The 22425-nt window shown below is 65.3% G+C and carries 21 protein-coding genes; 9 read left to right on the forward strand and 12 right to left on the reverse strand.

The features are described from left to right. Positions 1-2 precede the first annotated feature (2 nt). Positions 3-1511, forward strand: coding sequence for an efflux transporter outer membrane subunit (locus AC1DE1_RS01145; RefSeq protein WP_441611462.1), 1509 nt, complete (start codon positions 3-5; stop codon positions 1509-1511). A gap of 18 nt (positions 1512-1529) precedes the next feature. Here the strand turns inward: AC1DE1_RS01145 and AC1DE1_RS01150 are convergent, their stop codons facing one another. From AC1DE1_RS01150 to dnaG, 3 genes are all read right to left on the reverse strand, one after another. Further along, a complete protein-coding gene (locus AC1DE1_RS01150; RefSeq protein ID WP_441605199.1) occupies positions 1530-2132 on the reverse strand; it encodes a pentapeptide repeat-containing protein in 603 nt (200 codons plus the stop codon). A 12-nt stretch (positions 2133-2144) separates the two neighbouring features. Further along, the gene (locus tag AC1DE1_RS01155; protein ID WP_046972420.1) at positions 2145-2771 is read right to left on the reverse strand and encodes a DedA family protein; all 627 of its coding nucleotides are present in this window, start codon (positions 2769-2771) and stop codon (positions 2145-2147) included. Between the two features lie 193 nt (positions 2772-2964). Further along, positions 2965-4752, reverse strand: coding sequence for a DNA primase (gene dnaG, locus AC1DE1_RS01160; RefSeq protein ID WP_441605200.1), 1788 nt, complete (start codon positions 4750-4752; stop codon positions 2965-2967). A gap of 147 nt (positions 4753-4899) precedes the next feature. Between dnaG and AC1DE1_RS01165 the strand changes: the two genes are divergently transcribed. Continuing rightward, positions 4900-5538, forward strand: coding sequence for a GNAT family N-acetyltransferase (locus AC1DE1_RS01165; protein ID WP_441605201.1), 639 nt, complete (start codon positions 4900-4902; stop codon positions 5536-5538). A 14-nt stretch (positions 5539-5552) separates the two neighbouring features. Here the strand turns inward: AC1DE1_RS01165 and AC1DE1_RS01170 are convergent, their stop codons facing one another. From AC1DE1_RS01170 to rpsU, 3 genes are all read right to left on the reverse strand, one after another. After that, positions 5553-5723: a DUF1328 family protein gene (locus tag AC1DE1_RS01170; RefSeq protein WP_046972381.1), complete on the reverse strand. Its 171-nt coding sequence runs from the start codon at positions 5721-5723 to the stop codon at positions 5553-5555. Between the two features lie 201 nt (positions 5724-5924). After that, a complete protein-coding gene (locus AC1DE1_RS01175) occupies positions 5925-6371 on the reverse strand; it encodes a GatB/YqeY domain-containing protein (RefSeq protein ID WP_441605202.1) in 447 nt (148 codons plus the stop codon). A 171-nt stretch (positions 6372-6542) separates the two neighbouring features. Beyond that, complete coding sequence (gene rpsU, locus AC1DE1_RS01180; RefSeq protein ID WP_014404075.1) at positions 6543-6758, reverse strand: 30S ribosomal protein S21; 216 nt, start codon at positions 6756-6758, stop codon at positions 6543-6545. 69 nt (positions 6759-6827) lie between these two features. Between rpsU and tsaD the strand changes: the two genes are divergently transcribed. The 5 genes from tsaD (at position 6828) to AC1DE1_RS01205 (ending at position 10374) form a co-directional block, all read left to right on the forward strand. Next, positions 6828-7907, forward strand: coding sequence for a tRNA (adenosine(37)-N6)-threonylcarbamoyltransferase complex transferase subunit TsaD (gene tsaD, locus AC1DE1_RS01185; RefSeq protein ID WP_441605203.1), 1080 nt, complete (start codon positions 6828-6830; stop codon positions 7905-7907). Positions 7908-8024: 117 nt separating this feature from the next. Continuing rightward, the gene (gene folB, locus AC1DE1_RS01190; protein WP_046972384.1) at positions 8025-8384 is read left to right on the forward strand and encodes a dihydroneopterin aldolase; all 360 of its coding nucleotides are present in this window, start codon (positions 8025-8027) and stop codon (positions 8382-8384) included. A 12-nt stretch (positions 8385-8396) separates the two neighbouring features. Beyond that, positions 8397-8879: a 2-amino-4-hydroxy-6-hydroxymethyldihydropteridine diphosphokinase gene (folK, locus tag AC1DE1_RS01195; protein ID WP_441605204.1), complete on the forward strand. Its 483-nt coding sequence runs from the start codon at positions 8397-8399 to the stop codon at positions 8877-8879. Positions 8880-9095: 216 nt separating this feature from the next. Then, the gene (locus tag AC1DE1_RS01200; protein ID WP_441605205.1) at positions 9096-9407 is read left to right on the forward strand and encodes a hypothetical protein; all 312 of its coding nucleotides are present in this window, start codon (positions 9096-9098) and stop codon (positions 9405-9407) included. A gap of 109 nt (positions 9408-9516) precedes the next feature. Then, on the forward strand, positions 9517-10374 hold the full coding sequence (locus AC1DE1_RS01205; RefSeq protein WP_441605206.1) for a DUF6159 family protein: 858 nt from the start codon (positions 9517-9519) through the stop codon (positions 10372-10374). 54 nt (positions 10375-10428) lie between these two features. Here AC1DE1_RS01205 and AC1DE1_RS01210 read toward each other — a convergent pair whose 3' ends face one another. After that, positions 10429-11175, reverse strand: coding sequence for a pteridine reductase (locus AC1DE1_RS01210; RefSeq protein WP_441605207.1), 747 nt, complete (start codon positions 11173-11175; stop codon positions 10429-10431). A 58-nt stretch (positions 11176-11233) separates the two neighbouring features. Next, positions 11234-11881, reverse strand: coding sequence for a hypothetical protein (locus AC1DE1_RS01215; protein ID WP_441605208.1), 648 nt, complete (start codon positions 11879-11881; stop codon positions 11234-11236). Between the two features lie 210 nt (positions 11882-12091). On the opposite strand from AC1DE1_RS01215, the gene AC1DE1_RS01220 reads away from it, so the two are divergent. Next, complete coding sequence (locus AC1DE1_RS01220) at positions 12092-14293, forward strand: TonB-dependent receptor (protein ID WP_477178834.1); 2202 nt, start codon at positions 12092-12094, stop codon at positions 14291-14293. Positions 14294-14441: 148 nt separating this feature from the next. Beyond that, entirely contained in the window at positions 14442-15635 is a 1194-nt protein-coding gene (locus tag AC1DE1_RS01225; protein ID WP_441605210.1) for a class I SAM-dependent methyltransferase, read from the forward strand. Positions 15636-15693: 58 nt separating this feature from the next. On the opposite strand, the gene AC1DE1_RS01230 is transcribed toward AC1DE1_RS01225, so the two are convergent. The 4 genes from AC1DE1_RS01230 to AC1DE1_RS01245 all read right to left on the reverse strand — a co-directional run bounded on the left by AC1DE1_RS01230 (position 15694) and on the right by AC1DE1_RS01245 (position 22302). Next, on the reverse strand, positions 15694-17688 hold the full coding sequence (locus AC1DE1_RS01230) for an LTA synthase family protein (RefSeq protein ID WP_441605211.1): 1995 nt from the start codon (positions 17686-17688) through the stop codon (positions 15694-15696). Positions 17689-17852: 164 nt separating this feature from the next. Then, positions 17853-19082, reverse strand: coding sequence for a multifunctional CCA addition/repair protein (locus tag AC1DE1_RS01235; protein WP_441605212.1), 1230 nt, complete (start codon positions 19080-19082; stop codon positions 17853-17855). 188 nt (positions 19083-19270) lie between these two features. Continuing rightward, positions 19271-20209, reverse strand: coding sequence for a complex I NDUFA9 subunit family protein (locus tag AC1DE1_RS01240; RefSeq protein WP_441605241.1), 939 nt, complete (start codon positions 20207-20209; stop codon positions 19271-19273). 20 nt (positions 20210-20229) lie between these two features. Continuing rightward, positions 20230-22302, reverse strand: a complete 2073-nt coding sequence (locus tag AC1DE1_RS01245) for a transglycosylase SLT domain-containing protein (RefSeq protein ID WP_441605213.1) — start codon at positions 22300-22302, stop codon at positions 20230-20232. Between the last annotated feature and the right edge of the window lie 123 nt (positions 22303-22425).

Consider the following 22425-nt stretch of genomic DNA (forward strand, 5'->3'; position numbering starts at 1 on the left):
ACATGATCAAGACCACGTTTCGTCGTTCGCTACACGGCACGCTTGCCCTTGCCGTGGCCATCGCCTTGACCGGCTGCGCCGTGGGCCCGGACTACAAGCGGCCACAAGTGTCGTCGCAGGGTCAGTCGTACTCGCCCACGCCCATGGCCAGCGATACAGCATCAGTCGCTGGACCGGGCGGCGAAGCGCAGCATGTGCTCGCCTCGATGGATATCCCCGGGCAGTGGTGGACGCTGTTTCACTCCGAGCCGCTCAACGGCCTGATCGATGACGCGCTCAGGCACAATGCCGATATCGAAGCCGCGCACGCATCGCTGCAGGCGGCCTGGGAGTCGGTGTATGCGCAGCGCGGGGCATACTTTCCCACGATCAACGCGAGCGCGAATCCCACGCGTCAGGACTTTGCCAACGACGTGGCCAGCGGCGTGGCATCGAACGCTGATTTGTACACGCTGACCACGGCGCAGGTGAGTGTGTCCTATGTGCTCGATATCTGGGGCGCCAACCGCCGACAGGTCGAATCGCTCACGGCACAGGCCAATCAACAGCGCTTTCAGCTGGAGGCGACCTACCTCAGCCTGACCAGCAATGTGGTGAACACGGCCATCCAGGAAGCCTCGCTGCGAGCGCAGATCGAACTGACCCACAAGATCATCGACGAACAGGAAAAGATCCTCGGCACCTTGCAGCGCCAACAGGCGCTGGGAGATGTATCCGAAGCGGCCATTGCCGCGCAGGTCGCCACGCTGGAACAGAGTCGTGCCAGCCTGCCGCCGCTGGACAAGCAGCTCGCGCAACAGCGTGACCTGCTGGCAACACTGACGGGACGCACGCCGGACCAGCGCATCGATGCGCAGTTCGACCTTGACGGCCTGCAGCTGCCCACTCAGTTGCCACTGAGCCTGCCGGCCCAGCTGGTCGAGCAGCGCCCCGATGTGCGCGCATCCGAAGAGCAGCTGCATTCGGCCAGTGCGCAGGTTGGCGTGGCGATCGCCAATCGTCTCCCCAATGTGCAGATCAATGCGTCGCTTGGCACGGCGTCGGAGAAGACCAGCCAATTGTTCACCGCGGCCAGCGGCTTCTGGGCCGTGGGCGCCTCGGTGACGCAGCCGCTGTTCGACGGCGGCACGCTCAAGCACAAGCAGCGCGGCGCGGAAGCGGCGTATCGACAGGCGGCAGCTCAATACCGCAGCACCGTGCTCGGCGCCGTGCAGAACGTGGCCGATACCTTGCACGCCATCGACGCGGACGCTCGCACACTCGTTGCTGCCGAGCGCGCCGAACAAGCGGCGGCGCGCAGCCTCGACATCGCAAAACGCCAGTTGACGCTCGGCGATATCAGCGAAAGCGCCATGCTCAACGCACAGCTCACCTGGCAGCAGGCGGCGTTGAGCCTGGTGCAGGCGAGGGCGGCGCGTTATTCCGATACGGTGGCGCTGTTCCAGTCGCTGGGTGGCGGCTGGTGGCACAGGCAGGATGCGGGCAATGTGGCGGATGCCAAGTCACCTTGAGTTCCGCCGCTGGCAGCGTCAGTCCTGCAGTTCGATGTCCAGGCTGTCGAGCAGGGCCACCGCCTCGGGCAACGAGAAGCGTGCGCGCTTGATGTCGTTGTTGAAGATGTCGATGCGATAGTTCTGCGCGCCGCTGAAATTGGCGCCGACCAGCCGGGTGCGGGCGAACACGCTGTCGCGCAGGTCGGTGTCGCTGAAGTCCGCGTCCTCACCATTGGCATCGGTGAAATCGACATCGATCGCGCGGCAATCGATCAAGGCAAACTCGCGCAGGTCCAGCCCGAAGAATGACGAGTCGTTCAGTACGCAGCGCTTGAACACCCATGCCTTGGCCGTGCGTAGGCGTGGCCAGTGCGCCTTCGTCCAGTTGATGCCAACCATCTTGCAGTCGGTGAAGCGGGTACCGTCGAAGCCGCTGCCGGTGAGCACGGCCAGGCTCAGATTGCAGTCCTGGAATTCGCAGTCGCTGAAGCGGCACCGGGCGAGCGTCGCCTCGCTGAAGTTGCAGCGGGTGAAGCTGCAGTCGCGAAAGCGGATGCCATCGAGGGTGGCGCCGACCAGATCGAGGTCCGCCAACGACTCATCGTCATATTCGCGTTCGCTGAGGACGTGATCGGCCATGCGTTGAAGGCTTCAGCGTGAACCGGACTCGCACGCCACGCGTCGCTTGTGCCGCCACCACAGCACCAGCGCCACGATCAGGGCGGCGCCGCCGACCAGCCACAGGCCGTTCTGGCCACGGTGGATCCACATGGCCAGCCACTCGTGGTTGTCGGCGCCCAGGTAGCCGAGATAAACCCAGATCGGCACGCTGATCAGCGCGGCCAAGCCATCGAGCAGGAAGAAGCGCAGAAACGACACGCGATGCGTGGAGCCGGCCGTGATGAACACGGCGGTGCGCATGCCCGGCAGGAAGCGCGCGATGAACATCAGGCGATTGCCATAGCGCTCGAATTTCTCCTGCACCTTGGCGTAGCGCTCCGGCGTGAGCACGCGCGCGACAAAACGGATCTTGAGGATGCGTGCGCCGAAATGATGGCCGAGCAGGAACATGCCGGCATCACCGATCAGCACGCCGGCCATGCCGACGCCGAACATGGTGTGCACATTGGCGTAGCCCAGACCGGCGATCACGCCACCGGCGACCAGGGTGATGTCTTCGGGCAAGGGTACGCCGGCGCCGCACAGCAACAACGCGATGAATACCGCGAGGTAGCCGTTTTCGGCGAACACCGTGACCAGTCGTTCAAGTAGTTCCATCACCATCCATGCCCGGGCGGACTACCCATGCCTCACTAAGGGTCGATGATCCCATATGAAGACGTCCGTACGCTTGCGCTGGCGCACCTCGCTACGCTCCCTGTGGGCTGAGGCGCAATCTTGCAGGGCCAATAGTTAGAACCCTGTTCTTTTCATGCCGAGGCGGCATGCAGCGGCCACTGTGTCAGGCAGGTTACGCCGGGGGAGTGACCACGCGCCGGGCCAGCAACTCGCGCAGTTCAGCCTTTTCCGCGCTGTCGAGCGTGCCATCGCGGCTCTTGGCGGTGAGCCAGTCCCGGCGCTGGATCACGGCCTGTTCTTCCATGCGTTGCAGTGCGCCGAAGAACTCCGCGCGCTGGGCCTCCGGCTCGCCGACCACCAGGGCCGCCATCAGCTTCTGCAGGGCGGGGTATTCGGGCCGTTCGGCGAAATGTTCCACCAGCACGGCGGGGTTGATGCCCGGACGCGAGCGGGCCGTGTCGATCAGTTCGGCCAGCAGTTCCACGCCGGGTTTGTCCAGGCGCAGGAAGCCATAGGGTCGTTCCACCTGGTCGGCCATGCCCGGCTGTGCCAGCAGCGAAGCGATCGCGCTGCGTACCAGCGAGCGCTGCGCCACGGTGGGCCGCTGCAGCGCAGAGCGCGGCGCGGGCGTGGTGTCCAGCGTGGCGCGTGCGCCGGTGCGCTTCTCCAGCTCCTGCGCCATCAGATCGCGGAACGCGCCATCGGGCAGCCGGGCGATCAGCGGACGCGCGCGTTCGGCGAGGCGGGCGCGGCCGTCGAGGCTGGCGGTATCCACGTCGTGCGCCAGTTCGCCGAAGAAATATTCGGAGAGCGGCGTGGCGGCTTTGAGGCGCCTCTCGAAACCATCCTTGCCTTCCTTGCGGATCAGCGTGTCGGGATCTTCGCCATCGGGCAGGAACAGGAAGTACGCCTGGCGTCCGTCGCGCAGTCGCGGCAGCGCCGCTTCCAGCGCCTTCCATGCGGCAGCGCGACCCGCGCGATCGCCGTCGAAGCAGAACACCACGTCGGGCGCGGCGCGGAACAGCACTTCGGTGTGCTCGGGCGTGGTGGCCGTGCCCAGGGTGGCGACTGCGATCGGCAGCCCCGCCTGATGCATGGCGATCACGTCCATATAACCCTCGACCACCACGATGCGCGTGAGGCTGGGATTGGCCTGCTTCACCTGCCACAGCGCGAACAGTTCGCGGCCCTTGTGGAATAGCGGCGTTTCGGGCGAATTTAGGTACTTGGGGCCGGGCTCTTTTTGAGGAGTGCGGGCAGGGATGCCCGCTTCTTGACCTTCGCGCGCAGGAGGCGCGCTGGAAATAATGCGGCCGCCAAAGGCGATCACGCGACCGCGGCGATCAAGGATCGGAAACATCAAGCGTTCGCGGAATCGGTCGTAGCGGCTGCCGCGTTCGCTGCTCGCCACCATGCCCGCTTCGTTGAGCAGCTGCATGCGCTTATCGCTGCCGCCCAGCGCCTTGATCACGCCGTCAAAACCCGCCGGTGCCCAGCCGATGCGAAAACGCTGGATGGTCTGCGCATCGAGCCCCCGCTTCTTGCAGTAGGCCTGCGCGTCGGCGTTCTTGGGCAGCTCTTTTTCGTACCAGCCCGCCGCTGCATCAAGCAGGGCGTAGAGGTCGGTCTTGTCCTCGCGCTGGACGCGGTCGTCGCCGCCTTCGCGCGGCACGGTGAGCCCCACTGACTGCGCCAGTTCCTCCACCGCATCGGGGAATTCCAGGCGCTCATAGTCCATCAGGAACTTCACCGCGCTGCCGTGCGCGCCGCAGCCAAAGCAGTGGAAGAACTGCTTGGCGGGGCTCACGTAGAACGACGGCGTGCGCTCGTTGTGGAACGGACAGCAGGCCGTCCACTCGCGTCCCGCCTTCTTCAACGGCACGCGTCGCTCGATCACGTCGACGATGTCGACGCGAGTCAGCAATTCGTCGATGAAGCTGTCAGGGATACGTCCGCGCATAGTTACGTAGTCTATCGGTTGCGCACGTCGATGGCCGCTTTCACCCCCAGTTCGGGCCTCGCCAGCCACTGCGCCTGTCATCGGGCTGCCTTATGCTCCGATCGAAGCGTTGCGATGGCCGGGGGTGCCATGGGAAATGTGCTGGAAATGGCCAGATCGGGCCTGCAGGTACGGTTTCGACCGGCTGCGCCCGAAGACGCCGCGGTAGCCGTGCCATTGATCTACAGCTCGGGCCCGGTGGCGTTCGATTACGTGTTCACCACCCGCGATGGCGGCGATGCGCAGGCCTTCCTGCAGCACTGTTTTGTCGATGGCGCCGGCGAGTTTGGCTGGCGCAACCACTGGGTGGGCGTTGCCGAGGGCAAGGTGGTGGCGGTGGGCGCGGGCTTTGGCGCCGATGCGAAATGGCCGTTTACCCTGGCCGCGGCCAGGCAGATCATCCGCCACTACGGACTGCGCCGGGGGCTGGGCGTCATGGCACGTGGGCTGCGCGTGGAATCGGTGATCCAGCCGCCCCAGGACGATATGCACTACCTGGCGCATCTCGCGGTGCTGCCCGAGCTACGTGGCCACGGCATCGGCCGCGCACTCATCGATCAGCTGGTGGGCGCCGCACGCGAGACCGGACGCAGCCGCGTCACGCTGGATGTTGCCGCAAGCAATCCCAGGGCCGAGGCCCTCTACCGGCGCGCCGGTTTCAAGGTCGTGGGCGAGCGCATGTCACGACTCGCCAACGAACGCGGCCGGGTGCCCGACCACCGGCGCATGGAACGCATCATCGACTAGGGCGCGAGCCGGCCCTAGACCATGTGGATGACGCCGATGACGGCCAGCAGGGCCAGCAAGAACAGGATGATGAAGATCGCGAACAGCACCTTGGCGATCGCGCCGGTCGCGCCGGACAAGGTGCCGAAACCCAGCCAGCCGGTCACCAGCGAGACGATGGCGAGGATGATGGCCCACTTAAGCATGTGTCACTCCCATTGACGAAGGGCACCGGCGCAGCCGGTGGCCGTGCCGTTTTAGGGGCCCGACTGTGAAGGCCGTGCAGCTTCGTTGTGGAGGTAGTGCAAGTGCCGGGGCATCGCGCCAGGCGATGCACCGGGGCGCGCCCGCAGGCGGGGCGCGCTGTTCGATGAGGTGTAACGCCAGCGGGCGTCGAAGCCAGGCGATCAGCCGGCCAGGCGCGCCTTGATGCGGCCGGACACCACGCCCATGTCGGCGCGGCCGGCAGCCTTTTCCTTTACGGCGGCCACCACCTTGCCCATGTCGCGCGCCGAGCTGGCGCCCGTTTCGGCAATGGCGGCGGTGATCAGCGCGTCGATTTCCTCATCGCCAAGCTTAGTCGGCAGGTAGGTGTCGATCACCACCATCTCGGCGCGTTCGATGTCGGCCAGGTCCGTGCGGTTGGCGGCCTCGAACTGGGTGATCGAATCCTTGCGCTGCTTGACCATCTTCTCCAGCACGGCCAGCGTCTGCACGTCGTCGAGCTCGATGCGCTCGTCCACTTCGCGCTGCTTGATCGCGGCCAGGATCAGGCGGATCACGCCCAGGCGATCTTTCTCGCCGCCACGCATGGCGGTCTTCATGTCGTCGGTGAGCTGCTGCTTCAGGGTCATGAGGATTTTCCTTGGGAAACACAAAAGCCGGCGTTGCACTGGGCAACGCCGGCTAGTGTAGGTCTGCGAAGACACAGCGGCAGCGGATGGACGCGCCAGCTGCCTGGCTACCTGTCATGGCGCCTGGGCGCCACGAGAACCTCGGATCGTCCGCAGGGCGGACGAGGAGGCTCAGTACAGACGCGTACGACGCGACGTGTCGCGCGAGAGGCGACGCAGGTGACGCTTCACCGCGGCAGCGCGCTTGCGCTTACGCTCCTGGGTCGGCTTCTCATAGAACTCGCGCTTGCGGGTTTCAGCCAGGACGCCGGCCTTTTCGCAGGTGCGCTTGAAGCGACGGAGGGCAAGCTCGAACGGCTCGTTCTCGCGGACTTTTACGCTGGGCATGGAGACTCCAAGTGTTAGACTGGCTCGCCTGAACGAGCCGTTTGAATACGGTGAGCCGCGAAGTATAACGTGGAAACGACAGCAATTTCAAAGCCCCAGTACGAGCCGCCGGCAAACAAGCCGGTACTGGGCATCGAGACCTCTTGCGACGAGACCGGCGTAGCCCTGCTGCGCTGGGAACCGGGCGCGCCTGGCCATGGCCTGCTTTCACATACGCTTTACAGCCAGATCAAGCTCCACGCCGAATACGGCGGGGTCGTGCCGGAGCTGGCCAGTCGCGACCACGTGCGCAAACTGCTGCCTTTGGTGCGCGAAGCGATGGCCCAGGCTGGCTTGACGCCGGCCGACCTGGGAGGGGTAGCTTACACCGCCGGTCCAGGTCTCGTCGGGGCGCTGCTGGTCGGCGCCTCCGCGGCCCGTGCCATGGCCTGGGCGCTCGGTGTGCCGGCCATCGGCGTGCACCACATGGAAGGCCACCTGCTGGCCCCGCTGCTGGAGGACAACCCGCCCGAGCCGCCGTTCGTGGCGCTGCTGGTGTCCGGCGGCCATTCGATGCTGGTGGAAGTCAAAGCCATTGGCGAATACAAGATCCTCGGCGACACCCTGGACGACGCCGCCGGCGAAGCGTTCGACAAGACCGCCAAGCTGATGGGTCTGCCGTACCCCGGCGGTCCGGCGCTGGCCAAGCTGGCGCAGCAGGGTCGTCCCGGCGTGTTCCGCTTCTCCCGCCCGATGACCGACCGCCCCGGCCTGGATTTCAGCTTCTCCGGGCTCAAGACCCAGGTGCTGCTGGCCTGGCAGAACTCGGACCAGACCGAGCAGACCCGCGCCGACGTGGCGCGTGCATTCGAAGAAGCGATCGTCGACACCATGATCATCAAGTGCCGTCGCGCCCTGCAGGCCAGCGGCGCCAAGCGGCTGGTGATCGCCGGTGGCGTGGGCGCCAACCAGCATCTGCGGGCCGAACTGGCGGCAGCGGGTGCGAAGGATGGTTTCCAGGTGTATTTCCCGCGCCTGGCGTTCTGCACGGACAACGGCGCCATGATCGCCCTGGCCGGCGCCATCCGTCTTGCGCATGGACAGCATCAGGATGAGACCGTGCAGGTGTATCCGCGCTGGGACCTGGAAACGCTGCCGCCGGCCACGTAACGACACCCACCCTGTGGGAGCGCACCCTGTGCGCGACAAGCCAACGGAGCGGTGACGACGATACGCCGCAGTCGCGCACAGGGTGCGCTCCCACAGAGAGATCGCTACCCTACCCGCATGGATATCGTTTTCATCGAAGACCTGCGCATCGATGCCGTCATCGGCATCTACGACTGGGAGCGCCGCGTGCGGCAGACGCTGTCGTTCGACATCGAAATGGCGTTCGACAACACCGTGCCTGCCGCCAGCGACGACATCGCGCTTACGCTCAATTACAAGGACGTGTCCAAGCGCCTGATCGATTATGTCGGCGCGTCCAGCTTCGGCTTGGTGGAGACGCTGGCGGAAAAATGCGCCGCCATCATTCGCGAAGAGTTCGGCGTGTCGTGGGTGCGGTTGAAGCTCTCCAAGCCTGGCGCCGTGCGCGGCGCCAAGTCGGTGGGCGTGCGCATCGAACGCGGTACGCGACCGCAGTGACGCGCTGATCTGATGGCACGCGTCTATCTGAGCCTGGGTTCCAACCTCGAACCCGCGCATTATCTCCGTGCCGCCATCGACGAGCTGCGCGCGCGCTTCGGCGCGCTCTCGGTGTCGCCCGCCTACCGCAGCAAGTCGGTGGGTTTTGATGGCGCGGATTTCGTGAATCTGGCCGTGGGGCTGGACACGGATCTTTCTCCCGAAGCGCTCAACGACTGGTTGCACGCGCTGGAAGACCGTCATGGTCGCCGTCGTGACGTGCCGCGCTATTCCGACCGCACGCTCGATGTCGACATCGTCTTGTACGACGACCTGGTGCGGCAGGGCGAAGGTCATCTGGATATCCCGCGCAAAGAGCTGCGCCACGCCTTCGTGCTCAAGCCCATCGCCGATATTGCGCCGCAGCTCAAGCATCCGCTGACCGGCCAGACCATGGCCGCGCTGTGGTCGTCGTTTCCCGCCGATAGCGAACCGCTGGTGGTCGAGCCGCTTTAAGCGCTCGCGTGCGCGACTTGCGGTGACCAATCCGCGCGCCTCGTTCCTTTGCTGGCGATGGCTTTTCGGACTCGTCCGATTTCCTGCAAATTTCCCGTGAAATACGCTGTGGCCTTCAAGTCGGCCCATTGGCGTTGCGCGTTTCGCGGGCGCCGTTTTGCCGTTCCATCCGCCATACCGGCATGCAGTGAACGCAAGCAGAGTCAGCAGGGAAGCATGTCGAACCCGCGCAAAGATGTTGCATCGATCCGCTATGTGATCTGTCCGCATTGCCAGAGCGCGGCCGCGCACGGCATCCGCAGTTGTTCCGGCTGCGATGCCGTCGTGAGTTACGGTACGCCGCTGGTACTCGTCATCGTGACGTGCGCGGCGGCGGCGTGGCTGGGCTTCAAGGCGCATCGCTTCTTCTACGATTCCTGGCTGTTGGTGCTGTTGCTCGCCATCATTGCGGCCGGCGGCGTGCTGAGCCTGCTGTGCGAGGCATTCGATGAGCGCGTGGTGTTCCGACCCAAGCGCCGCTCCTGGTAACACGCCGGCCCGGCCTGACATCTGCCTGACACCAGCGGCGCCAGCACTGTCCCGGCGACACAACTAATGCTAGAAACCTTTCCACCTAACATGGAATGGGGGTAGGGATATGGCAGGTCGTTTTTCGCGCAGCTGGAGCCTGATGAAGGCCAGTGCGGAAGTGTTGCGTTCGGACAAGTCGCTGTTGATGTTCCCGCTGGCCTCCAGCATCTGCTGCCTGCTCGTGGCAGCCAGCTTCCTGGTGCCGATCATCGTTGCACTGATGGCGTCCGGCGCAGCTGTCGAGCAAGGTCATCGCATGACCGTCGGCGGCTATGTGCTGTTGTTTCTGTTCTACCTCGTGCAGTACTTCGTGATCATCTTCTTCAACACCGCACTGGCCGGCGCTGCATTGGCCCGCTTGCGCGGTGAGCCCACCAGTTTTGGCGAGGGCATGGCAGTGGCACGCTCGCGCATCGTCAACATCTTCGGCTATGCACTGATCGCCGCCACCGTGGGTCTGGTGCTGCGTGCCTTGCAGGAGCGCCTCGGTTTGATCGGTCGCCTGGTCGCCGGCTTCCTTGGTCTGGCCTGGACCGTGGCGACCTTCCTGGTCGTGCCGGTGCTGGCCAGCCAGGACGTGGGTCCGACCGAAGCGATCTCGCGCAGCGTGGAATTGCTCAAGCGCACCTGGGGCGAAAACATCATCGGCAACGCCGGCATCGGCGTGGTGTTCGGCCTGTTGATGTTCGTCGCCATCCTGGTGGCCGCGCTGCTCGTCGGCGGCGCCTTTGCCACGCAGTCGATCACGGCCATCATTGCGGCCATCGTGATCGTGGTGGTGGGCCTGACCATGCTCGGCCTGGTCCAGGCCTCGCTGCAAGGCATCTACGCCGCTGCGCTGTATCGCTACGCCGAAGAGGGCGAAGTGGGTTACGGCTTTGACCAGGCGATGCTCGAGCAGGCCTTCAGGCCCAAGAAGAAGTAAATCGTCTGAGTCGATGCATGAAAGGAAAGGGCGCTGCGGCGCCCTTTTTCTTGCTCACACGGAAAGCGTGCGTCCGCCATCCACGCGGATGATCTGGCCCGTCACGAACGGCGCGTCGCGCAGCAGCCATAGCACTGCGCCGGCGACGTCCTCGGGCGAGCCGGCTCGCTGCAGTGGCGTGCGCGCGAGCATGGCCTGCTGGTCGTCGTAGGCCTTGCCATCACTCGGCCACATCACGGCGCCTGGCGCCACGCCGTTGACGCGCACATCGGGGCCCAGATCAAGGGCGAGCGAACGCGTCATCGCTTCCAGCGCTGCTTTCGCCATGCAATAGACCGGATGGTTGGCGAGCGGGCGTTCCGCGTAGATGTCCACGAGATTGACGATGGCGCCGCGTGCGGCGCGCAGGGCAGGCGTGGCCGCCTGGGCGAGGAAGAACGGCGCCTGCGCGTTGGAGGCAAACAGTTCGTTCCACTGCGCCGGTGTCGCCGTACCCACCGGCGTGGGATAGAACGCCGACGCATTGTTGACCAGCGCATCCAGACGTCCGAAGCGATCGAGTGCGCGCTGCACCACGCCCGGCAATGCACCGAGATCGGCCAGTTCCGCTTGCACGATGCACGTGCTGTTGCTGCGCTGCCGTTCCAGCGAGGCGGCCAGCAATTCGGCGTCGGCGGCCGAGTGGCGGTAGTGCAGCGCCAGATCGTAGCCTGCCGCATGCAGAGTCCGGGCAATCACGGCGCCGACGCGTTTGCCCGCGCCGGTGATCAGGGCCACCGGGCGCTCGTGCTGAGTATTCATGCGTGGGCTCCTGCGTGACGCAACCAGGGCGCGAGCTTGCCCCAAAGCACTGGCGACGTCATCCCGCCGGCGCCGTGGTGTCCGCGGAAGCGGCGTCGGCGTCAGTGGCCTGCGTCTCGAATGGCGTGCTGAACATGGCGATGGCGGTGCGCGCCACCTGTCCGGTGTCGTAATACGCGTAACTGCCCACGCCTACCGCACCGACCACCGGGATCCAGCGCGAGAGGCCACTCCCTACGGCGCGCTGGGTCACCTTGATGCCGACGGTCTTGGCCACGCGCTCGATCAGCGAGGTGGTGACGCGACGAAACAGCAGTCGATCGCCGACGCGCACCACCAGGTCGCGGAACGCCTGCGCGGCCGTGTGCCGGAACAGGCACCACAGCATCTGCTCGCGGCCCAGCTCCGAGTGCTGGCCATAGGCGGCCGCGATGTCGCTGACCATCTGCGCCTGGATCTTCCAGATCGCCACGACTTCCGGCAGCACGGTGAGCCAGCCCAGCGGGCCTGGCGGCAGGGCCAGCGAGCCGGCGGTAAGGCCGGCGCGTTGCTGCGCGCGGGTGGCGAGGCGGCGGGCTTCCTTCTCGGGATCGCGGGCGCCGGGCACCTGGCTATCGGGAATCTGGCTCACGAAATCCAGGATGGCCTGGGTCACGCGGCCATGGTCGGCGATGACGGCCGGTAGCTGGTTAGAAGACGGGGACATGGACCGGGCTCGGCAGGGCGGCGGATGCCGCGCGACGCCCCAGTCTAGGCCGCGCGCGTGAAAACCCGCTGAGCCCCGGGACCGGGCCGGACCTGAACGCAGGAACTTGCCCGACCAAGCATGACTTCTGGGGCAGGCGGGGTCTGGTCTAGAATGGCAATGTTATAACGTATCGAAAATAACAACGACCGCCCCCTTCCCGGACACCCAATGAAACGTAGCCTGCTTGCCGTGAGTCTTGCCGTTGCCTTTGGCGCCTTCCCCGCCGCCTACGCCCAGACCAGCTCGACCCCAGATACCAGCACCGTCAACGCGCCCACGCCCACCGATGGCAGCGACGTGGGCTCCACGGGTGTCACGCGCAACCAGCCTGCTGGCAAGGTGAAGCAACTGGGCACGATCGACGTGAGCGCAGCGCTCGACCAGGCGCGCAATTCGCTGTCGCCGGACACCGGCAGCAGCCAGTACGTGATCGACCAGAAGGCCATCCAGGCGCTGCCGCTTGGCGACTCGACGCCGTTGAACCAGGTGATCCTGCAGGCGCCGGGCGTGGTCCAGGATTCCTACGGTGGCCTGCATGTACGCGGAGACCACGCCAACCTGCAGTACCGCATCAATGGCGTGATGCTGCCCGAATCGATTTCCGGTTTCGGCCAGGTGCTGGATGCCCGCACCATCCAGAGCGTGACCCTGCTCGATGGCGCCCTGCCGGCGCAGTACGGTGAGCGCACCGCCGCCGTCGTCGATATCACCACCAAGGCGGGTTCGTCGCTGGGCAATGGCGGCAGCGTGGGCATCACCGGTGGCTCGTTCGGCACGGTCAATCCCAATGCTTCGCTGTGGGGCAGCAACGATCGCTGGAGCTGGTTCCTGACCGCCAACTACATGGAGAGCGACGTCGGCATCGAGAATCCGACGCCGAGCCGTACGCCGATCCACGATCACACCAACCAGGTGAAGGCCTTTGGTGACATCAGCTACCTGATCGACAACGACACGCGCATCAGCTTCATATTCGGCGCGAGCAACAGCCGCTTCCAGATTCCCAACGACCCCAACCAGGAGCCGCAGTTCGGCTATCTGGATACCGTCAATTTCAACTCTGCCGACCTCAACGACCGCCAGAACGAGCAGACGCGCTTTGGCGTGCTCTCGTTGCAGGGCAAGTTCGGCGATACGGCGTATCAGGTGTCGCTCGGCCAGCGCTTCAGCGGGTTGCAGTACATGCCCGACGAAATCGGCGACCTGATGTTCAATGGCGTGGCCGCTGCCATCAACCAGAGCGATCGTGCCAGCACGTTGCAGGCCGACTTCTCGATGCCGTGGGGTGGCAGCCATACGCTGCGTTACGGCCTGTACGGCAACTTCGATCAGGCCACCACCAACACGAACTCGTTGGTGTTCCCGGCCAACCCGGACGGCAGCCAGGCCAGCACGGTGCCGTTCAATATCTTCACCGGCGACAAGATTACCGCCCGAACCTGGGCCGCCTATGTGCAGGACGAGTGGAACATCAGCGACAAGTGGACGCTGAACTACGGCTTGCGTGGCGACCAGTACCAGGCTTTCCGTACCGAAAGCCAACTTAGTCCGCGCATCGGCGTGGTGTGGCAGGCCACCGACAGCACGACCGTGCATGCCGGCTACTCGCGTTATTTCACGCCGCCCGCGAACGAGCTGATTTCCAACGAGGATATCAATGCGTTCGCCAATACCACCAACGCCGTGCAGAACTACGGCAACAACACGCCGCTGGCCGAGCGCTCCAACTATTACGACCTGGGTGTGCAGCAGAACATCGGTTCGAACTGGACGGTGGGTCTGGATGCGTACTACCGCGATGTCAGCCGCCTGCAGGATGAAGGGCAGTTCGGTACCGCCCTGGTGTACTCGACGTTCAACTACCGCTACGGGCGCATCCGCGGCACCGAGCTCACGGTCAACTACGACAACGGACCGATCACGGCGTACTTCAACTTTGCCTATAGCCGTGCCATGGGCAAGGATGTGATCACCGGCCAGTACAACTTCAATCCGGATGACCTGGCCTATATCGCGGACAACTTCATCCATCTCGACCACGACCAGAAACTGACCTCGTCGGGCGGCATCAACTACGCCATCAACGACACCACCAAGGTCGGCGCCGACTACCTGTTTGGCAGCGGTTTGCGTGAGGACGGCCTGACGCCCAATGGCTTGTCGCTGCCGTACTACTTCCAGCTCAATTTGAGCGTGTCGCACGACTTCACCTTTGACAGCACCGGCAAGTTCCACACGCAGCTGGCGCTGATCAATGCGCTGGATCGCACCTACGAGTTGCGCAGCGGCACCGGCATCGGTGTGGGCGCGCCGCAGTTTGGTCCGCGTCGTGGCGTGTTCCTGAGCTTGCAGAAAGACTTCAATTTCTAATTGAACGTTGCCGCCAAAGCGCGCAGCCGCTTTGGCCGTCGCACCCAGTCAGCTGGGCCGATGTCCCCGCCATAGCCGGTCTCCCCTCCCTCACGAGGCTATGGCGGGGCATGGGTTAGACTTCGCCTGTTTCCCCGCAGGCAACCCCATGTCTTCCCGACTCCCCGATCCCGGCGCCGACGAGCGCGCCCATTCCGACCGACTGCTGACGCGTCTGCGCGAGGAAATCGCCGCGCATGGTCCGATGCCGTTTTCGCAGTACATGGAGCGCTGCCTGTATGCGCCGGGCCTGGGTTACTACAGTGCCGGCAAGACCAAGTTCGGCGAAGCGGGTGATTTCATCACGGCGCCCGAACTGGGCGAGTTGTTTGCACGTTGCGTGGTGAATGCCACCTATCCCGTGCTCGAGATGTTGGGCGACTCGGCCGACTTCCTGGAGCTCGGTGGCGGCAGCGGCGCATTTGCCGAAGCGGCGCTCAAGGCCTTCGCCGCGAACGGCGCCGTCCCGCGTCGCTACTACATCCTCGAACCCAGCGCCGATCTGCGCGAACGCCAGCGCGACCGGCTTGCGGCAGCGCTGCCCTCGGAGCTGTTTGCGCACGTGCTGTGGCTGGATCGTCCGCCGGAGCAGGACTGGCAGGGCGTGCTGTTCGCCAACGAGGTGATCGACGCACTGCCGACCACGCGCTTCACCCTGCGCGCCGGTGAAGTCTATGAAGAATACGTCGCGCTCGATGGCGAAGGCCGTCTGATGCGCGTGGATCGTCCCGCCGATGCCCTCGTGTCCGGCGCCGTGCGTCATGTCGAACGCGATCTGGAGGCGGAATTTCCCGAAGGTTATCGCTCGGAAATCCTGCCGCAGCTGCCGTACTGGATCCAGGCGATCGCCGGTTCGCTCACCGCCGGCGTGATGCTGTTCATCGACTACGGCTATGTGCGTCGCGAGTATTACTTGCCCGAGCGCAACGATGGCACCTTGCGAGCCTACTACCGCCATCGCTCGCACAACGATCCGCTGTATCTGCCAGGCCTCAACGACCTCACTGCGTCGGTCGATTTCACCGCGCTGGCCGAGGCGGGCAATAGCGCAGGCTTCGGCGTGGCCGGCTATATGCCGCAGGCGCAGTTCCTGATCGGCAGTGGATTGCAGGACATCTTTGGCGTGGCGTACGAAGCGGCCGCAGACGAAGCCGCGCGCTATGACCTGGCACAACAGGTCAAGAAACTCACGCTGCCCGAGCAGATGGGCGAACGCTTCCAGGCCATGTTGTTTGCACGGGGCATGGATGTGTTGCCGTTGCCGGCCGACGTGCTGGAGGCGGACCAGGGCGACCGGCTCTGACGCTCCGACAAATCAGCCCGCCAAAAGAAAACGCCCGCGTCGTCCGCGGGCGTTTTGCTTAGTGCGTGCTGGAAGCGGCAGCTGGTGCAGGCGCAGGCTGCACCGGTGTGTCGTCGTCCGGCCGCTTGATCAACTGACCGTGTTTGAACAGGGACGCGGCGACCTGGTAATAGGCGGTGGCATCGTCCACCTGTCCTTGGTCCACCGGTGTATTGGGCACGGCATCGCCGTTGTCGAAGTTCGGCTTGACCTGCTCCAGCTTGCGCTGCGGTTCGAGCACGGTGAGTGCGTCGCCATGCAGGTAGCCGAGCTTCTCGTAGGTGGCCGGGAAGGCGCGTTCGCGGCCCGGTTCAAGCTGGAAAATGTCAGCGCCGAAGAAGCGGCTGCGGTAGCTGAAATTGAGCAGGCCCATCACCGTGGGGATGATGTCCACCTGGGCCATCTGCCGCGACACGCGCTGCGGCTGGATGTGCTTGGGCGAATAGATCCACAGCGGGATGTGATAACGGTTGATCGGCACGCTGCTGCGGCCCGCGCTGGAGGCGCAGTGGTCGGCGGTGATCACGAACACCGTGTCGTCGAAGTAGGGCTTGCTTCTGGCGCGCTTGATGAAATCGGCGATGGACCAGTCCGTATACGCCACCGCTGCCTCGCGCGTACCGTTCTTTTGCGGCACGCGATTGGCCGGCACGGTGAACGGACGATGGTTGGAGGTGGTCATGATGTGCAGGAAGAACGGCTTGCCCTGCGCCTGCGCCTCGTCCATCTGCTTGAGCGCCAGCGTGTAGAGATCTTCGTCCGCCACGCCCCACACGTTTTCGTGATGGATCGTCTCGCCCTTGCCGATATCGTTGCGGTCCACCGCGCGATAGCCGTTATGGGCGAAGAAGTAGTTCATGTTGTCGAAGTAGCCGTAGCCACCGTAGACAAAGTCGGACTGGTAGCCGCGGGCATTGAACACATTGGCGGCCGAGAACAGGTTCTCGTTGTTGTGCGCCTTCACGATGGAGTCGCCCGGCGTGGGCGGCACCGACAGCGACAACGCTTCCAGGCCGCGCACCGTGCGGGTGCCGTTGGCGTAGAGGTTGTCGAAGAACATGCTCTGGTCGATCAGCGCATCCAGGTTGGGCGTGATGTTGCCGCGCTTGTTGCTGAACTCCGAGAGGAAGTCGGCCGACAGGCTCTCCACGCTGATCAGCACCACGTTGAGATGCTTCTCCGGACCGGCATGGCGGATTTCGCGCGTCAGGTCATGCGGATCGCTGCTGACGTAGGTGGCCTCAGGCGTCTTCACCAGCTCGCGCACGCGCTTGAACGCCTCGTCGTCGGGCAGGGTGCGATAAAAGCGCGAGTAGTCCAGATGGCTGGAGCGGAACGCGGCGAAGAACTCGAACACGCCGTTGCCGGAGAGTTCGTTCACATAGGTGTTGTCGGTGCGATCCTTGAAGGTGCCCTTGACGGCGACCGCCAGGACCACCGTGATCACCAGCCACACCAGCACCACCTTGCTGCGCTGAAGAAAACGGGTGCCGCTGTCGCGCGCCTGCAGGCCGCCGCGGCTGAGCCACACGACAACCAGGGTGGCGATGGCGAGCAGACTGATCCAGGTGCCCAGCGGATAGGACTCGCGGATATTGCCGATCACCTCGGTGGTGTAGACCAGGTAATCGACTGCGATGAAATTGAAGCGGGTGCCGAATTCCGCCCAGAACACCAGCTCCGAGGCCGCCACGAAGAGCAGCCCGAACAGCATCACCGCGCCGCCTATGTACATCGCCCACTGGCCTGCGCGCGACACATAGAGGCGCTGCGGCACCAGCCACAGATAAAGCATCAGCAGCCAGGCAAGAAAGACGAACACGATCAGGTCGTAGCCCAGCCCGACGCCGAATGCATAACCCCAATAGAGCGGGTTGTGCGGCACGCCGCTACCGGACATGTAAAGCAGCACGATGCGGGTCAGCGCGCCGATCAGCACATAGCTGATGGCCAGCCACCATAACGGGCGAAACCGCTGGCGCAGCGGCGAGGTCGATGGATTGGCAGTCGGCACGGAAAACTCCGGAAAAGCTGGGAAACGAAGGCCTGGCTGCGAAGTGGCCGGGCGGGATGGGCGACCGCGTTTATACACGGAAGCCGCCGACTAGCGACAAGCGGACAGATTTGTAGCCAGTTACCTTACTGGGTAGTGGCTTTCATCAGGCTTTGTTGGCCGTATCAGTCCGCGCTGCGTTTCAGTGCCGCAATGGCCGCGACGCGGGCCGCCGTCATGGCCTCGCCAATCGCCGGGCCCTGCAGGCCTTGCGCCACTATCGATTCCGAGCGCACCGCTGCGGCGGCGTCGCGCGCACGCTGGAGATAGCCTGCCTGCGGGTAGGCGTCCTCCTGGTGGCCCAGGCGTCCGCGCTTGTCGGCCGCGCAGGCGGCGAGGAATAGCGAGAGGCGTTCGGGCCGGCGCAGCGCATCCAGCGAGGTCAGCAGACGCAGCACCGTCGATGGCTTCAGCTCAAAGGCGCGGTGCGCATTGAGATGCTCGCGGCACACCAGTTCGGCGAGGGTGGCATGCTCGGTGGGCACCTTCAGGCGTGCCACGAGACGCCGCAGGGGCGCGAGGCCGGCGTGCTCGTGGCCAAGATGGCGCGGCAATACATCGGCGGGCGTCAGCGCCTTGCCCAGATCGTGGGTGAGCGCGCAGAAGCCCACCACGTCGTTGCCAGGCGCCAGCTTTGCAGCCATGTCGAGCACCATTTCCACGTGCACGCCGGTATCGATTTCGGGATGGAACTCCGCGCGCTGCGGCACGCCGTACAACGCATCCACCTCGGGAAACAGCACGGCGAGCGCACCCGATTCGCGCAGTACGCGCAGGAAGGCTGACGGCTGGGCCTCGCCCAGGGCCTTGCGGGTTTCCTGCCAGACGCGCTCGGGCACCAGATGATCGACCTCGCCATCGCGCACCATCTGCTGCATCAGCGCCATGGTCTCCGGCGCCACCGTGAAACCCAGTGGCGCAAAGCGGGCAGCGAAACGCGCCACGCGCAGCAGGCGCACGGGGTCTTCCACGAAAGCGGCAGATACGTGCCGCAGCAGGCGTTGTTCCAGGTCGCGGACGCCATTGAACGGATCGACCAGCTGGCCGTCCTCGGCCTCGGCGATGGCGTTGATGGTGAGGTCGCGCCGCGCGAGATCCTCCTCCAGCGTCACCGTGGGATCGGCCTGGAAAGCAAAGCCGTGATAGCCGTGGCCGGTCTTGCGCTCGGTGCGTGCGAGGGCGTATTCCTCGTTGGTCTTGGGGTGCAGGAAGACCGGGAAGTCCTTGCCGACGGGGCGAAAGCCCTGCTCGAGCATCTCGTCGGGACGCGCGCCGACCACCACGTGGTCGTGGTCGGTCACCGGTCGATTGAGCAGTTTGTCGCGGACGGCGCCGCCGACGAGATAGATGCGCATGCGGGGGATTCTGCCACGTGATGCGAAGCGGCCGGCTAACCGGGGCTAGCCATCTGGGAGGCTAACCCTGTGGGAGCGCACCCTGTGCGCGACGGCCTCAGGCGGTGAGGCACCCTCAGTCGCGCACAGGGTGCGCTCCCACAGGGAAGCTCTCACAGGGAAGCGCCCACAGGGAAGGGGTGGACGAGTTATCGCCCAGCCGATCTCGCCAGGTCCAGCCGACGCTGCCGCGCCGGTATGTTCAACAGCACCGGCAGCCATGCCGCCAGCGGCTGCGGGGTGATGCCCAGCGCGGCATAACCATCCACCTTGCCCACCGAATCGGTGCGCAGCGAGCGAAAGTTGTCCAGCGAGAACGGCTTGCCCGGCAGCATTTGCGCCACTTGTGCCTGCAGCCGGCCGAGGCCGTCCGGCAGCGCCATGATGGGTGTGCGCACGCCCATCGTGTCGCGGATCATGTGCACGATCTCGCCGAGCGTGAGCACATCCGGGCCGTAGAGCTCGAAGCTGCGGTCGATGCCGAGCTTGTCGTCGCCGATGCAGCGAGCCATCGCTTCGGCCACGTCGCCGGCCCAGGTCGGCGCCATCTTCGACGGTGCGCGCGCCAGCGGCAGCACTGGCATCTGCCGCAGCAACGTGGCGAAACGCGACACCAGGCCGCCATCCGCGCCGAACATCACGCTCGGCTGGTAGATGGTCCAGTCAATCGAGGAGTTGCGCACCTGCGCTTCCGCCTCGCCCTTGCTCTTGAGGTATTGCGACAAGCCCTGGCCGGCCTTGAGCGCGCTCATATGGTGCAGGCGCGACACGCCGGCCGCCTGGCAGGCGCCGAGCACGCGCTGGGCCAGGTCCACGTGCGCGCGCTGGAAGGTCTGCTCGCCGAACGCATTGAGGATGCCGACCAGGTTGATCACCGCATCGGCGCCCTCGAACTGCCGGCGCAGCGCATTGGCGTCATACACATCCACGCTGTGGATGCTCACGCCGGGGAGCACGCCCAGCGCACGCCGCTGTTCGCGGTTGCGCGATAGCAGCACGATGCGATGGCCGTCCCTGATCAGGCGCGGCAGCAAATGCGAGCCGACAAAGCCGCTACCGCCGAGCACGACCAGTTGTTTGGATTTCAGTGTCACTCAGTGTCTCCGCCTCAATGCGTACTGCTGGCTGCAGCCGGTGCTGCCATGCTGCTGGCGGGAGCAGCTGAACCTGCCTCCGCAGGCGTCGGCGGCGCCACCACCGGACAGGTCACCAGCTTACGCTCACTGCGGGCATCCGGCAGCGTATAGGTCTGGCCGATCGGCGTGAGTCGCTGCGACAGCGTGACGGCATTGCCATGCTGGCGCCAGTCGTAGATCACCGCGAAGGACATCACGCGCGCCACGTATTCGCGCGTCTCCTTGAACGGAATGGTGGCGATGAACAGGTCCGGCGGCAGCGAATTGCGCGCCTCCAGCCATTGGTCCACCTTGCCGGGGCCGGCGTTGTAGGCCGCGCTGGCGAGCCAGGGCGCGCCGTTGAAGCGCGCTGCCATCTGCGCGAGATAGCGCGTGCCCAGGATGATGTTGGTGATCGGGTCGTACAGCGAGTCCCCGCCAGTCCAGGTGACGCCGTTGCGCTTGGCCACCAGCGCGGCCGTCGACGGCAGCAACTGCATCAGGCCGCGCGCATCCGCACCGGAGCGTGCATCGGCCATCCAGGCGCTTTCCGCGCGAAGAATGGCGTACGCCCACGACGGATCGATCCCTGCCTGTTCGGCCTGCGGTACCAGTCCGTCCTGGCTGGCCAGCGGGAAGCGCTGCTCGTAATAGCGCAACGCATCGCCGGTGTTGAAGGTGAACACCGCGCGGTCGTACCAGCCGCGACGATAGGCGAGAGCGACCGCCTGCTTGAGCGTATCCGCATCAGCGCCATCGAGTGCCTGCGTCCATTCGCGACGCGCCTGCTTGGGCAGGCCCACGGCATAAAGCTCGAACGCGCGCAACAAACCCTGGTTGGCGAGCAGGGCGCGTTCGCGCTGCGGGTTGCCTTTCAGGTCCGTCTGGCAGATGCCGTACGGCGCCTTGATGCGATCGGCAGCAAGGAATCCGAAGAACGTCGGCTCCTGCGCCAGGCTGCTGAGTACCTGTTGCGACTCGGCATTGCGATTGGTGGCAGCCAGAGCGCGTGCGCGGAACCAGCGCCATTCGCCGTCCTGCTGTTGCGTCGCCGGCATCGCATCGATGGCGGCGAGCGCCGCAGTCCAGTCCTGTTGTGCCAGGGCGGCGCGCACGCGCCATTCGCGGCTGGTGTCGGTCTGCACGGACGCCGGCAGCGCGATCAGGCGCGAGAGTGCATCGGCGTCGTAGTCGGTGGCATGGAACAAGGCCAGCGCATACATCACGCGATTGCGCTGCTCGGGAGTGAAGGCGAAATGGCTCTGCAGTTTTTGCCAGGCGATGTCCGCGGTGACCGACTGGCGCCGCGCAAGTCGTTCCAGCGCGAGCGTCGCGGCCTGCCGGTTGCGCGTCGTATCGGGCCACTGATTGGCTGCCACCACCGCAGCCCCGGGATCGCTGAGTGCGGAGGCGATGCGTCTTGCGGAATCCGCCTGGTCCGCCGGCAGCCAGCCGGCGATGGCGTTGATGGTGCCCGGCTGCACGGCATCCGCGGCGCGGTCGATGCGATCCCACAGGCGTGGTTCGGTGAGCAGGCCCTGGTCGTGCGCGGCGCTCAACACCGGATCGCAGGCACCCGGCAGTTTGGGCTTGCTCCACAGCGCGGCAAGGTCGCGATCGAAATCGAGCTGCGCACCCTTGCTCAGCTGCGCCTGCAACGCGTTGCAGGTGAGCGCATCGCCGAGACCCGGCTGGTACATCGCAAGAAACGTGTCCCAATCCTGCCGGCGCGCCAGTTCGGTGAGAAAGTCGCGGCGCAAGTCCGCGGCAGGCAGCAGGCCGGGATAGCGCTTGAGATAGTCCTCGACCTGCGGCCGCTGGACCTGGCGGATATCGTGCGTGAGCGAGGTCACTTCCAGATAGGGATAGAGCGGGTAGTCCTGCAGTGTGCTGGCCGCCGTGCGCCAGCCATCGCCGCCCTGCTGGGCCGCGGCGTACGCCTGCTTGAATGCCGTGCGTTGCGCTTCCGTGGGCTCGGCGGCCGAGGCCGCGCCGACCAGCCACAGGCCGGCCACCAGGATGAGCAGGCGGCGGGCAACTTGCCGCGGTGCTGCGTGCAGGGACATGACGACTCCTTTGCCAAGACCGACGCAGTGATAGTCGCGGTTCCGCAGGGGCGGCGCGCTGCGCGGGACTGCGCAGAATGGCCAATCCCCGCTGAGCGTGACGTGAAACCGAGGGCGCGGCCC

The sequence above is a fragment of the Dyella sp. 05T440 genome (assembly GCF_056395965.1).